Annotated in this window: 8 protein-coding genes; 6 read left to right on the forward strand and 2 right to left on the reverse strand. The window is 69.1% G+C overall.

Annotated features, from left to right (window positions below; translation table 11 throughout):
- The first annotated feature begins 141 nt into the window (after positions 1–141).
- Entirely contained in the window at positions 142–813 is a 672-nt protein-coding gene (locus OV287_RS08600; protein WP_267533506.1) for a peptidoglycan DD-metalloendopeptidase family protein, read from the forward strand.
- 121 nt (positions 814–934) lie between these two features.
- Here OV287_RS08600 and OV287_RS08605 read toward each other — a convergent pair whose 3' ends face one another.
- Together OV287_RS08605 and OV287_RS08610 are read right to left on the reverse strand one after the other, a co-directional pair.
- Positions 935–2,800 carry a HEAT repeat domain-containing protein gene (locus tag OV287_RS08605; RefSeq protein ID WP_267533507.1) on the reverse strand — a complete coding sequence of 622 codons (1,866 nt, stop codon included), beginning with the start codon at positions 2,798–2,800 and terminating at the stop codon, positions 935–937.
- Between the two features lie 33 nt (positions 2,801–2,833).
- A complete protein-coding gene (locus OV287_RS08610) occupies positions 2,834–5,485 on the reverse strand; it encodes a hypothetical protein (protein WP_267533508.1) in 2,652 nt (883 codons plus the stop codon).
- Positions 5,486–5,810: 325 nt separating this feature from the next.
- On the opposite strand from OV287_RS08610, the gene OV287_RS08615 reads away from it, so the two are divergent.
- The 5 genes from OV287_RS08615 (at position 5,811) to OV287_RS08635 (ending at position 14,007) form a co-directional block, all read left to right on the forward strand.
- Positions 5,811–6,434, forward strand: coding sequence for an RNA polymerase sigma factor (locus OV287_RS08615; RefSeq protein ID WP_267533509.1), 624 nt, complete (start codon positions 5,811–5,813; stop codon positions 6,432–6,434).
- A complete protein-coding gene (locus OV287_RS08620; protein WP_267533510.1) occupies positions 6,427–9,360 on the forward strand; it encodes a CHAT domain-containing protein in 2,934 nt (977 codons plus the stop codon). The genes OV287_RS08615 and OV287_RS08620 overlap by 8 nt, the downstream gene beginning before the upstream one ends.
- A gap of 39 nt (positions 9,361–9,399) precedes the next feature.
- Positions 9,400–10,017: a hypothetical protein gene (locus OV287_RS08625; protein ID WP_267533511.1), complete on the forward strand. Its 618-nt coding sequence runs from the start codon at positions 9,400–9,402 to the stop codon at positions 10,015–10,017.
- A gap of 183 nt (positions 10,018–10,200) precedes the next feature.
- The gene (locus tag OV287_RS08630; RefSeq protein WP_267533512.1) at positions 10,201–10,800 is read left to right on the forward strand and encodes a carboxymuconolactone decarboxylase family protein; all 600 of its coding nucleotides are present in this window, start codon (positions 10,201–10,203) and stop codon (positions 10,798–10,800) included.
- Between the two features lie 225 nt (positions 10,801–11,025).
- Positions 11,026–14,007, forward strand: coding sequence for a sensor histidine kinase (locus OV287_RS08635; protein WP_267533513.1), 2,982 nt, complete (start codon positions 11,026–11,028; stop codon positions 14,005–14,007).
- The last annotated feature ends 1 nt before the right edge of the window (position 14,008 follow it).

The raw sequence follows: 14,008 nt of genomic DNA on the forward strand, positions 1-14,008 counted from the left end.
GCGACGCATGTCGAAGTCAGCGTCCAACCCGTCGAGCGCATGGACCTCGACTCTCATCACATGAATGGAGTGCTCTCTCTATACATGAGAGGAGGTGCACGCGCTTTTCATCTCAGGATGGCTCATTTCAAGGAGATGCACATGGCAACCGTCAAGCTGGTCAACATACGGCCGGGCAAGAGGAACGGTGACGTGCTCATTGTCCAGAAAGCCCTCGCCGCTGCTGTAGGTCTGGATTACTCGTCTGCTCCGGGGTTCTTCGGATCCAGGACCAGGGCTGCCTACACGAAGTGGCAGCAGAGCCTCGGGCTCCGCGGTGCTGATGCCGATGGCGTGCCAGGAACGAAGTCCCTCAAGGCCCTGGGAAAGAAGTACAAATTCTCCGTGAGCGCCGCGGATGGCGGCGGCAAGGTCGCTGCCTCTGGCCGGGTCAAGAGCCCGGTTCCAGGCCATCGCGTGACCTATCGCTTCGGCGTGCGCAATCGGAGATACCAGGCGGGATTCCACACCGGAGACGACTATGCTGCCCGTACCGGAACTCCAGTGATCGCGGTTCGCGCTGGCAGAATCGCCTGGTCGAACGGCGCCGGCCGTGCCTATGGCAACTGGATTGGTCTCAAGGCCGACAACGGCCGTGTCTACGTCTACTGCCACCTGTCGGCTCGTGCCGTGAACACCCGCGCCCTGGTCAAGGCCGGGCAGGTGATCGGCCGTGTGGGAGCGACAGGCCGCACAACGGGTCCTCACCTTCACTTCGAGGACCATCCCGCGGGCCGGTTCCGCTACGGCCAGTGTCGCGAGCCGAGTTGGTAGGCCTGTCTCCCTGTGTCAGGGTTGTTGACCCGGCGCTCCCGGCGGATTGTCTATATTCGTGTCATGCCTCGCGCCTGGCGAACAGGGGGGGCCTGGAAACAGGCCCCCCTTCGCCACCCGCTCACGTCTCCAGCAGGTTGTGGATGCGGGTGCGCAGGCTGCGCTCCGTCTTGTCCTGGGTGAGCAGGTACTCGAGCACGTCGCGCACCGCGGGCTCCTGGGCGAGGTAGGGCTCCACCAGCGTCACCAGCGAGCCGTAGCTCTGGGGATCCAACTGGCCGTTGAGCACCTCGTCGCGCAGCTGCACCAGGGCCTGCGGCTCCAGCTTGAAGCGGGTGAGCGTGTCCAGGGCGGTCACCTGCACTCGCGACGCCTCGTCACCCACCAGCCCCAGCAGCACCTGCTGGGACTGCTCGGAGGGCACCTTGCGCAGGGCCTTCGCCGCCGCCCGCCGCACCTCCTCGCTCGAGGATTGCGCATAGCTGGCGATCAGCGGCGTGTGCTCCGCCACCCCGGCATTCCCCAGACCCAGAAGCAGGTGCATCTGCTGCTCGGACGCGTCCGAGGCCCGGAGATCCTCCACCAGCCGCTGCACGGCCGCCCGCGCCTGGTCCGCGCCCCCGTTGCGGTGCAGCGCGCCCGCCGTCGCCCCCAGCACGTACGTGCTCGCGGTGTGCACCGCCCCCTGGCTCTTCTCATACTCCCGGCGCGCGAAGTCCACCGTCGCCTCCGTGGGCTCCTGCACCAGCGCCAGGCGGCTGAGCAGCATGTGGTACTGCTCGTCCCCGCGCGCCTGCGGGGTGCTCAGCGCCTCGAGCATCGCCGCCTGCGCCTCGGGCGTGCCCGCTCCCGCCAGCAGATCCAACAGCACCGCCCGGCCCCTCACGTCCGTGCCCGGCTGACCGAAGAGCTCCACCAGCTTCGCGCACAGCTCGGGCTCGCGCTCCAGCAACCCCGTCGCCTGGAGCAGGAAATGGTTGTGGTCGGGGAAGACGCCGCCATTCACCGAGGCGCGCAGCACCGCCATCAGCTGCTCCGCCGTCAGCCCCGCCACCTGCTGGTCCAGCATCTTCTTGCGCGCCAGTGGGTCCACGACCAACCGGCCCGGGGGCAGCTTCTCCTGCGCTCCCTGCTCCAGTGTCGCCACGGCCGCCGTGTCGAAGGCGGTCTCGGACTCGCGCACCACCTTCAGCGCGAACCGCATGTGTCCCGCGGGCCTGCCATCCTCGCCCAGCCGCTCCACACGCTCCTCGCCTTCCAGATGCTCCAGCACCCCGCCCTCCACCGCCGCCTCCCAGCTCGAGCCCACCCGCACCGTGCCACCCTGGCCCAGGCCCACCAGTTGCTCATACCCCACGCGGCTCCTGCTCACGCGCACCCTGTCCCCGTCCTCCTCCAGCAGCCGGTACTCGGCGCGCGCACGGCCCCGCGCCGTGCTCTCACTCACCGCCCACTGCTCCCCCTGCCGCAGCACCACCTGCAGCTCCCCCAACACCGTCTGCACCGTGTTCTTGTAGAGGCTGGGGTCCTCGGGACGGAAGGAGACGCTGAGCACGTCTCCCTCCGGCCCCACTTCCAGCATGGCCTCGCGGCCGTGGAAGAGGCTCCGCACCGCCGCCTCGTCCGGCAGCAGCTCCTGGCCGAACACCTGGAGCGAGTGCTGCTGCACGGGCTCCAGGCTCAGGCCCACCCTCCAGTTCTCCCCTTTCTGGCCCAGGCCGCGCAGCACCAGCCGCCCCACCAGGTCCACCTTGCCACCCACCTCCGAGCCATTACCGGAGGCCACGGTGCTCAGCCGCACCCGGCTGTCCGCGTGATACTCCAGCCGGTAGCTCCAGCTCTGCCCCCGGGGATAGGAGAAGCGGCGCGTGCGCTGCTCCTGGACGAGCCCGGTGACGGACTCCGGCGTCCGGACAAACAGGTAGGTGACGGTCAGGACTGCCAGCACCACCAGCACGCTGGCGGCAAGGACCTTGCGAGACTTCATGACTGTGCTCTCCAGAAAGGGGAAAGGAAGGAATCAGTTACTGCACGCCGCCTGGCCGATGAGCGCCTGGACGTCCACCAGCGGCACGGCGAAGCTCTTCTTGAAGAGCGGGATGTCGTGGCGGATGCCGTCCCAGCTCACGATGGACTCGTCGTACTCGACGCAGAAGGGGCAGGGGCCCAGCGCCACGTAGACGTCGATGCTGCCGGACATGAAGACGAACTTCAGGTCCGCACGGCCCGCGACCTCCAGCGCCAGCGTGTTGTAGCCGCCCAGCCCGTAGGCCAGGCCCACGCTCGCGTTGAGCGGCACCCCGGCATGCACGAGCTGCAGCCGGCCCTTGATGCCCGCGGAGACGACGAACAGGTCCACCCCGGCATACAGCTCGCCGTCCACCGAGGCGAAGGGCTCCAGGCGCCCGCCCAGGCCCACGCTGTTGACGTTGCAGCCATTGGAGGTGGTGCTCACCTTGTGCTCCACGTCCAGCCCGTAGTTGAAGCCCACGGTGCCACCCAGCCGGGCGCCCAGCTCCACCGGCACCACGACGATGATGAAGGTGGTGCTCACATCCACGAACGTGAGGCTCTTGCTCTTGCTGCCGGAGACGATGTTGTAGGTGCCGAGCGGCAGATCCTTGTGCACGTCCACCAGGTGGATGCTGTTGTCCAGCACGTCCAGGTCGATGTCGGCGCGGGTAGAGGAGATGTTGGCGGAGGCGTTGATGAGCTGCACGCTCATGCCCAGGGCGCTGCCGGTGGCGTTGAAGGTGCCGATGGCCCGGGGCGAGGGGCAGGTGCTGTTGGTGGCGCTCAGGTTGTTGAGGCTGAGCGAGACGTTGTAGCTGGCCGAGGCGCCGAAGGTCTCATCCCCCATGCTGTACGTGTCGCTCGCGCCCCAGTTGAGGCGGGCCTGGCAGGTGACGGGATCGATCAGGTCTCCGGTCACCTTGCGCAGCGCCTTGAGGTACAGGTCGCGGCGGGTGAAGTACTGCTCGAGCCGGGTGGGGCTGGTCGTGTAGTCCTGCGCCGGGTAGTTGACGGTGCCCGCCACCAGGGCCCGGTTCTTGAGCAGGGCGAAGTTGTTGTCCGTGTAGTCCATGCACTTCTGGAACGCGGTCTCGCGCTCCTTCTGGTAGAGCGAGAGCACGCGCTGGGCGAAGCGCTTGGGCGACCAGTCACAGGTCACCGCTCCGGTGGTGTTGAAGGTCAGGCACCCGCGGTTGCGCGCGTTGACCAGCGCCGCTTCAATGGCGTTGTCGATGGCCTCCAGCTTGTAGAGCAGACAGAAGATGGGGTGCTGCAGGCAGGCGGTCCGCACCACGGTGGTGTCCAGCACCTGCGCGTAGATGGGGATGGTGCTGATGGGAGTCGGCAGGGCAGTCGCCTGCAGCGTGGAGCTGGTGCTCGACGTGGAGCTGGCGCTCAGCGTGGAGCTGGTGGTCGGTGCGGTCAGGCCCGCCGTGGGGGTCGAAATGGAGTCGATGATGTTGTCCAGGGCGATGGGGTCCGGGTTCCACACCGGGTCCCGCCACCACTGGCCCGAGTAGATGGGCACGGGCTGCGGCAGGGGCTTGGGGTTGAGATGGCTGGCGATGGCGGCCACCGTCTCCTCGCGCTTGCGCAGCAACGCCTCGAAGTCGTCTTGCAGCCGCTCCAGCTCGTACATGTCCTCGTCGAGCACCCGGGCGTTGCGCTCGGACATGCTCTTATGCCAGGCCCAGCTCTCGTCGTAGTACTCCTGGCCCGCGGCGATGGTGCTGTTGAAGGTGGTGTCCTGGAAGACCACGCCGTTGAGGCTCAGCCCCGGGCGGGTGAGGTTGGCCAGGGTGATGAGCGCGATGCCCCCGGGCATCTCCGTCACCGAGTTCGTGGGGCCATGACTGATCTGCACCTTGCTGCTGGTGTGGAGCGGCACGGTGAAGAAACGGTTCTTCGGCTGGTCCACGGGGAAGGTGATGGGCGGGTTGAGGGGCGTGCCATCCTTGCCCCGCTGCACGGGGTCGGCGATGCCCCGGGTGCCAATGGCATACGCGGGGGCGGGGAAGCCCAACCGCCCGACGGCATAGGCCGAGTTGTAGATGGCCCGGTAGTCCGAGCCCAGCGTGGTGAAGCGGTCCTCGAAGGTGGTGTAATCGTAGTACTTCTCGTGGACGTACTCGCGGCAGGAGTCCACCACGTAGCCGTTGGCGTTCCATGAGTCGCGCAGGCTCTGGCGATAGGAGGTCAGCCAGGTCGCGTAGGCGCTGGTCTGCTGCAGGTAGGTCTGCTCGCGCAGCACCAGGCCGAGCGCGAAGCTGTTGAGTCCGCTGCCGGTCCGGGTGTTGGGGTTGTCCGGCTTGTAGGCCACCGAGTGCGTGGACTCGGTGGGCTGCACCTGCGTGCCATCCGCCTTGGTCAACACGGGCACCTTCACCGTGCGCGTCGGCATGGACGCCGCCTGCTCCTCACCCGCCTGTTGGATGAGGGTGTTGCAAAGGGCGTTGGGGTCGGTCTTCGCCGCATCACGCGCCCGCTGATCACAACTGTTGGCGGGGTTCTGGCACCCCTGCAGCGTGTACGTATAGAGGACGCACGGGTCGATGATGATGGGGCCCGTGGGGGAGGTGGATGCGGCTTCGGCGGCAGCGGACAGCAACAGCCCGCTCGCGGCCAGAGAAGCCGCGAGCCAGCGCAGTGGTAGGGACATGGACTTCGCTCGTTGAGTTGGAAGGCCCGCCGTGCCCTCCACCACCCTGGCGGAGGGGACAGCGGGGCCGGACTCGCCGCGGCGGCACTCGCTCAGTTCCGCGGCTCACCCTTCCAACGAGCCCGCCAATTAATCTTCCCGCCAGCCGGATTTTTCCCGCTCATTCAGGAAGAAGAGGGCGTCAACCAGAAACAGAAAAAATGCCGGGAAGAAAATCGCGCCGTGCCGTTGAGGGGGTGTGGAGTTCCCCGGCCAGTCCGGGGCAGGAGGCGCGGCACACATGTTCGCCCAGGTGGCAGTCACACGACCCTTAGAGGAACGACGAATGCTCCGGGGGGCCGCCTTGACGGAGCTGGAGCGCGCGGGCCAAGGTGCACGCGTGGAAGTCCGGCCTCCCACCACGCCTCGATTGGACAGCAGATGGTACGCCGCCTTCGCGCGGCAGCACGAGCTCGCCCTCCACACCACGGCGCTGCGCCTGTGTGGTAACGCGGCGGACGCGCGCGACCTGGTGCAGGACACGCTGGAGCGGGGGCTGCGCAACCTGGAGCGCTTCCAGGTGGGGACGGATGGACGGGCCTGGCTGCTCACCATCCTCCACCGCCTCTTCATCGACAGGTGCCGCTCCCGCACGCGCGAGCCTCGCGCGGACGTGTCCACGGATGAGCTGGCGGAGCGGGTGGCGGCCCCAGAGGGTGAGGCCGCTCCGGCCTGGGCCTCCATCAGCCTCGAGCAGCTGCGCGAGGTGCTGGGCCAGGTGCCCGAGCCCTTCCGCGAGGTGTACCAGATGCACTGCCTGGAGGGGCGTTCGTACGACGAGATCGCCCTGCGGCTGGGCATCGCGAAGAACACGGTGGGCACCCGGCTCGTCCGCGCGCGGCGCATGCTGCGCGAGCTGCTGGCCGGCCCGGTGCAAGGGGCCGAGGCCAAGGAGGAGCGCCATGAGTGAGATTCACGACCAGGTGCATGCCTTCGCGGACGGGGAGCTGGAGCCCGCCCAGGCCGAGGCCTTCCGCCAGCACCTGGGGGTTTGCGAGCAGTGCCAGGCCGAGCTGGGAGACATCCTCCAGATGCAGGCCATGGGCGAGAGGCTGGGCGCGCAGCCCGCGGTGGCACCCGTGGAGCAGAAGGCACGCGCCTTCCGCCCGGCCTGGAGCCGGCGACGCCAGGCGCTGCTGGCCGTGGGGCTGGGCGGAGCGCTGGCGGCACTCTTCGCCCTGGTGGTGCTGCGCCCCGGGCTGGGAGCGGAGCCGGTGGCCCTCGCACTCGCGCCCACGCGCTCGTTGGAGGCGCGGCTGAGCTGGCAGGGGGCCTCCGGCTGGCGGCCCTACGGCGTGCGGCGCTCGGGCGAGGAGCGCCCCCGAGAGCAACTGTCCCTCAAGGCGCTGGCGGCCCTGGAGGAGGCCCGGGACTGGCACGGGCTGGCCGTGGCCCAGTTGCTGGCCGGCGAGTCGGGACGAGCGGTGGAGGCGCTGAAGCAGGCGGGACACTCGCCCGGCGAGGACAATGATAGGGCGGCACTCGCGCTCTCGCGCGGTGCGCTGGAGGAGGCCCTGGTGCTGCTGGAGGGGGTGTTGGAGCGGGAGCCCCGCCACCCCGCGGCGCTGTGGAACCGGGCCCTGGTGCTGCGCGAGCTGGGGTTGGACCTGCTGTCCGCCGAGGGCTTCCGCCAGGTGGCGGCCCTGGGCGAGCCGGGCTGGAGCGAGGAGGGTCGCCAGCGCGCCGAAGCCGTGGAGCGCGCCACTCAGCAGCGCCAGCAGCGGTGGAAGGCGGCCTGGGAGGCGTGCAAGGCGCTGGCCGCCCAGGGCACACCTCTGCCCGAGGGCACCGTGCGCGAGGCCCCTGGACTGGTGCGCAAGTACCTGTACCTGTCGGCCTGGTCCGCGCCCACCGCCGAGCGCGTGCGCGCCCTGCTGCCGGTGGCCCGCGAGCTGGACACCAGCTATGGCGGGCAGGTGCTGGAGCGCTACGTGGAGCGCACCGCGCGGCGTGACTTCCGCACCCGCGGACCCCTGGCCACGACCTTTTCCCAGGTGCTGGCCGGCAAGGCCCTGGAGCCGGCCGCCGCCGAGCGCTTCCTGCGCGAGCTCGAGGCCGCCGGTGAGCTGGACATCCTCCTGGGCGCGCTGCCCATGCTCAACCGGCTGCCCGCCCAGCTCGACCAGTACGCCGCCGCGGCCCGCTCGGTGGGAGACCCCTGGTTCGACGCCAGCACGGAGCTGCAACGGGCCCAGGCGCAGGTGGCGGTCAGCCGCCTGGCCCAGGCGGAGCAGATCCTCCTCGAGGCGCTGCCTGGCTGCGAGCGCCTGCGGCTCGGCTCGCGCTGCGGCGAGCTGGAGGGATTGCTCACCTATCTCTACCGGGTGCAGCACCGGCTGGTGGAGGCGCGCGAGCACGCGCTGCGTGGCCTGGAGCGTGCCCGGCGGCTGAATGACGCGGACCAGGAGACGCGCTTCATCCAGGATCTGGGCAGCATCGAATACTTCCGGGATGCCTCGGCCCTGGCGCGCGCATGGCTGCAGGAGTCCGCGCTGCGCCAGCCGGACTACTGCCGCACCCAGGTGTACGTGGCGGAGACGCTCGCCCAGCTCCGGCTGGCGGAGATGAAGCCCGCCCAGGCGCGCGCCGAGCTGGAGCGGGTGCCCTCCTGTGGAGCCCCCCGCTCCATCCTCAGCGCGTACACGTTGATGGAGCTGGCGCGGCGGGAGCCTCGGCCGGGGGATGTGGAGAAGGCGCAGCAGTGGCTGACGGAGCTGCGGGCACAACCCGGGCAGCGGCCCGGACAACTGCTGGTGGTGGACCATGTGGAGGGGAGGCTGCGGCTGCTGGGGGACCGGGCCCAGGGCCAGCGCCTGTTGCGCGAGGTGGTGGCCGCCGCCGGACGCCTGCCCCTCGAGGACACCACCGCCCTCAAGGCACGTGCGGACAGCTACTCGGCCCTCATTCTCGACGCGGGTCAGGCGGGTGAGTACGCCGAGGCCCTGGCGCTCTTCGCCGAGGAGGCCCAGGGGCCCGCCCCCGAGCGCTGCACCCTGGGCGTGGAGCTCTCCGAGGGGCGCACGCTGGTGGTCGCGCGCGGCGCGGACGGGCAGCAGGTGGGCGCGTACGAGGCCAACCGCCGCACCTCCGAGCTGGACCTGGGCCGGCTGGTGCCCGAGCCCGTGCTGACGGCCCTACGCCCCTGCGACTCCGTGTCCGTATATGCCCGCTACCCGCTGCATGGCCGCGAGGGCTTGTTGCCCGCGGACTTCGCCTGGAGCTACCGCCGCGGCCCCCTCCATGCCGCCCCTCCACCCGCTGGCACGCCCCGCTCGCTGGTGGTGAGCGATGTGGCCGCCCCGGCGGCCCTGGGGCTGCCCCGGCTGGCCGCATGGACCCTCGCCCAGCAGACCCCAGGCCGGGTGGACCTCATCGGCGCCGAGGCCACGCCCTCCCGAGTGCTGGCGGAGATGGCGCGCGCGGATGAGATTGATCTTCATGCCCACGGTCTGGTGAACCTGGGCCTCTCGGACGCCTCGCTGGTGGTGCTCGCCCCCGAGGCGGATGGCCACTACGCCTTGACGGCCGGAGACGTGCGCCGCCACCGCCTGGAGCGTGCCCCGGTGGTGCTGCTGGCCTCCTGCCGCGCGGCTCGCACCGCGCCCTACTACCACGAGCCCTGGAGCCTCCCGGTCGCCTTCCTCGAGGCAGGAGCCCGTGCCGTCATCGCCTCGCCCGTGGACATCCCCGACGACGAGGCCGGCCCCTTCTTCGACGCCGTGCGCGCCCGCATCCGCGCCGGTGAGTCCCCCGCCGTTGCCGTGCGCAATGAGCGCCTGCGCCTGCTCTCCAGCAATCCCCAGAGCTGGGTGCGCACGGTTGTCACATTCGAGTAATCAATTAAAATCAAGAAAAACAAGGACATGGAGGAAGCCATGAAGCGATACGTGTATCCGCTGTCCGCGGTGATGCTGCTGGCGTTGAGTGCGTGTGGTCCGGAGGCACTGGAGGAGGCGACACAGACGGCGGAGCAGGAGCCGGTGGGAGAGGCCTCGCAAGCGTCACTGGTGCTGACGCCCGTGCTGACCCCTGTCTACATGCCCGTGGCGCAGGTGTACCAGCCGCCGCAGCCGGCCCTGCTGGATCTGTCCTCGGTCCGGGCCTGGCCCACGCGCTTCTTCCCGTCGACCGTGAAGAGTGCCTACACGGTGTATTACACCTTCCCCACCATACCCAGCACGTTCTATGCCTTCGGGTTCGACGTGAAGAGTTACAAGGCCGTCTTCGTGGTGCGAGGACAAGTCACGCAGAAGACAGCGTTCAAGTCCGCGATAGACGATGATCTGCAGGCCCTCGCCTACGAGGCGTCCATGGGGATGAACACGGGGTACGAGGATGGCCGTCAGGTCGACGTCCCCCCTCCGCCCTCCCCCACGCCCAATATCAACGATCTGGGCGTGAGTGCCTGGGACACGTCCAAGGATTACTACATGGCGGACGTGGCTCAGCCGCTCGTCTACATGCCGAGTTCCGTGGTCTACCTTCAGCCGTAGCTCGAGCCAGCGCCAAAGCCAGACACGTTGGCAACGCGTGGGTGATGTGTCGGCCGGGGGGGTCCACTCACGAGTCGCGACGCCTGAAGGGCTCACCGGCACGCGATTCGTCGAGGTGTGAGGCGTCGGGCCAGGGAAGGGTACACTCCGCTCCCACCCGAGTCCCCCGTTGGAGCGCCGACCATGCCTCACATTCCACTTCCCGAAGGGCTGCCCGGAATCACCGGCGGCTTTGCCTTTCGCCCGGAGACCGCGAAGCCGCTGCGCGAGCTCGCCCACGTGCTGCTGCACACCGCTGGCAACACCTCGTTCAGTGCCCGAGACCGGGAGCTGATCGCCACCTTCGTGTCGTCCCGCAACACCTGTTATTTCTGCCAGACGAGCCATGGCGCGGCAGCGGCCCACCTGAGCGGCAACGCCGACCTGGTCGAAGCGGTGTGCCGCGACTACACAACGGCGCCCATCCCCGAGAAGCTCAAGGCCCTGCTCGCCATCGCAGCCGAGGTGCAGGTGGACGGCAAGCGCGTCACGAAGGAGCTCGTCGACGAAGCACGGCGCCATGGCGCCACCGACACCGAGCTCCACGACACCATCCTGATCGCGGCGGCTTTCTGCATGTACAACCGCTACGTGGATGGACTGGGCACCTGGCAGCCCAGGGACGCCGAGATGTATCGCGTCATGGGACAGCAGATGGCCGAAGCGGGCTACTGCCGGCCCGCTCCGCAGCCGCCTCACGACGGAAATGGCCCCGAAGCCCTTCCCGTCCGCCCGGCGGAATAGCTCCCGCCATGGAAGTACCAGAGGTCATGGAGCTACCTCTGCTTCCTCCGCTTCCACCATGGCCTCATCTCCCCAGCCACGTCTCCTACGAATCGTCTGACACCCTCCCTGGACACAGGGGGGTAGAGCCCGTGGTCGACGCCCGTGCTTGCTCGCAGAGGGTGGTGGCAGACGTTGACTCCAGTCCGCGCTCGAATCACGCGTCCTGCATGGGGTTATCAGGACATGGAATCTCGATCGTGCGCGGCGCCCTCCGCTCCCTGCCCGCCCGAACTCCGCTCCTCCAACGCCGCCCCCGTGAAACTCCCCAGCTTCCGCTGGGCCGCCGCCGTCCTGGCCGCCGGGCTGGCACTCGGAGCCAGCCTGTTGCTCAAGCCACTCGAGCCGGCCTTCCTCCTGCTGGCGTTCGCGATGGTGGCGGTCAGCGCCTCGTATGGAGGGCTCGGACCGGCGCTTCTCACCCTCGCGCTCGAATGCCTGGTGTTTGCCTTCCACCCCGAGATGAGGCTGTTCGGGCTCTTCGTCCCGTTGGCGATGGGGCTCGCCATCTTCAGCACGCAGGTGAGAAGCCCCTCGGAGCGCCGGCTCGCCTCTCGGCTGGACTCGGAGCGGGAGTTCCTCCGGCGGGACTGGAGCAAGGCTCAGCGGGACCAGGCCCTCTTCCACTCCGTCATCGAGCGGTTCGGCCAGAGCCTGCTGGCCCGTCCGGAGGTGCCTTCGCTCCTTCACGAGGCGGCCTTCCTGTTGGCCAACACCCTCGAGGTGGAGCTCGTCGAGCTCCTGGAACTGAGCAGCGATCGTCAATCCCTCCACCTCCGGGCGGGAGCAGGCTGGAAGGAGGAGAGGGTGCGCCAGCCGCTCCATGAGACAGGGAAGCGCTCACCCGCCGGTTTCGCCCTGCTCACGCGCGAGCCGGTCCTCATCGAGGCACTCCCGGAGGATGAGCGCTTCCAGGTGCCTCCACGGCTCCGCGACCACGAGGCCGTCAGTGGGCTCTGCGTCATCATCGAGGGAGTGGACTCCTCCTTCGGCGTCCTCGGGGCGTACACCCGGAGGCAGCGGAGCTTCACCCAGGCGGAGCTCCATTTCGCCCGGGGCGTGGCTGGGGTGCTCACGCGCGCCATCCGGCTCCAGCGGCAGTTCGAGACGCAGCGACAGCTCGAGGAGTGGCTCCAGCTGCTCGCCGGAGAGCTCCAGGACTACGTGCTCTGCCTGCTGAGTCCCATCGGGCACGTGACGGACTGGAATGCCGGAGCCGAGCGGCTCACCGGCTGGAAGGCCGAGGAGATCCTCGGCCAGGACTTCTCCCGCTTCTATCCCGCCGAGCTCGCGGCCCGGGGAAAGACGGGCCGCGCACTGCAGAGGGCGGAGGCCGACGGGCGCTTGGAGGAGACGGGCTACCGTGTCCGCAAGGACGGCTCGCGCTTCTGGGCGGACATGGTGCTCACCGCGCTGTACGCCCCGGGAGGTGCCCTCCGGGGCTTCTCCCTGGTGATGAAGGACCTCACCTCGCTCCGGCAGGCGGAAGAAGAGCGGGGGCGGCTGCTGGAGCAGCTCGCGGAGGAGGAGCGCCTGGCCGCCGTCCTGACACAGCTCCCCGCGGGTGTGATGATCGCGGAGAGCCCCAGCGGGCGGACCGTGCTCTGGAACCGGCAGATGGAGGAGATAACGCGTCAGCCCTTCCAGCCCTTCTCCTCGCTCGAGGAGCTCAAACACTACCGGTACCGCCGCTTGGACGGCCAAGCCTACCAGCCGCACGAGCTACCCCTGGCACGGACGGTCCTGACGGGCGAGGTGGTGAAGGACGAGGAGGTGGTCATCGAGCGGGGAGACGGGACCTGGGGCATCCTGCTCGTGAGTGCCGCGCCCGTACTGGACGCGGAGGGACAGCCGATCTGGGCCGTGCTCACCCTCTTCGACGTCACCGAGCGAAAGAAGGCCGAGGAGTCCCAGCGTTTCCTGGCGGAGGCCAGCCGCATCCTCGGCGAGTCGCTGGAGCTCGAGGAGACGCTGACGCGGCTGGAGCATCTGGACTTCCACCAGAGCACCGACGGGTGCGGGTTCCTGCTCCTGGCAGAGGATGGGAGTCCCGAGCGGCTCTCGGCGGACGCCCCCCCTGCCCGGGCCACGTTGCTCCACGCGGTCCTTCGGCACACGGTGGGTGAGGTGCTCGAGACGGGCAGGCCGGTGCTGGTGCCCGAGGTAGGGGAGCAGCATCTGCGAGCCCTCGCGCTGGACGAGGAGCGCCTGCGCCAGTTCCGTGAGGCCCCTCTCGTCTCCTATGTGGTCGTCCCCCTGGTGGCCCGGGGCCGCATCATCGGCATCATCGGCTACGTGTCCACCCGAAGGGAGAGCCCCTTCGGCCAGCAGGAGCTGGCGACCGTGGAGGAGCTGGCCCGCCGCGCTGCGCTGGCCATCGACAATGCCCGGCTCTACCAGCAGGCCCGGGACGCCATCCGCGCCCGGGACGAGCTCTTCTCCATCGCGGCCCACGAACTGAGGACACCGCTCAACGCCCTGCATCTCAAGGCCCAGGTCCTCCAACGCTCACTGAGCAAGCAGCCCGCCACCGAACAGGACGGCCGTTTCGGGGAGGGCATCCAGGTCATCGCCCAGCAGGCCGACCGGCTCTCCCGGATGATCGGAACCCTGCTGGACATCTCCCGCATCCGGGTCGGCCAGCTCCAGCTCGAGCCGGAGGAGCTGAACCTCGCCTCCCTGGTGAACGAGGTCGTGACGCGCATGCGGGAGACGCTCTCCGCCGCCGGTTGCGAGCTCCACCTGGAGCTGACGGAAGGAGCCCCCGGCCACTGGGACCGGATGAGGCTCGAGCAGGTGGTGACGAACCTCCTCTCGAATGCGCTGAAGTACGGAGTGGGCAAGCCCGTCGAGGTGCGGGTGTGGGAGGACGAGCGACTGGCGATGCTGAGCGTGCGCGACCACGGGATTGGCATCCCGCCCGACAAGCTCGAGCACATCTTCGGCCGCTTCGAGCGGGCCGTCTCCGGACGCCAGTTCGCCGGGCTCGGGCTCGGCCTCTACGTCACCCGGCAGATCATCGAGGAGCACGGCGGTCGCATCCGCGTGGAAAGCCACCCCGGCGAGGGCTCCATCTTTACGGTGGAGTTGCCGCGCGAGCTGGCTCGCTGCGGTAAGGTCTTGGCCGAGGCCCTGGCCCCAGCTGGGACGTGCTCACACGAGGCCTGAT

Origin of the sequence: Archangium lansingense (assembly GCF_026626635.1) — a bacterium.
GTDB lineage: Bacteria > Myxococcota > Myxococcia > Myxococcales > Myxococcaceae > Archangium > Archangium lansingense.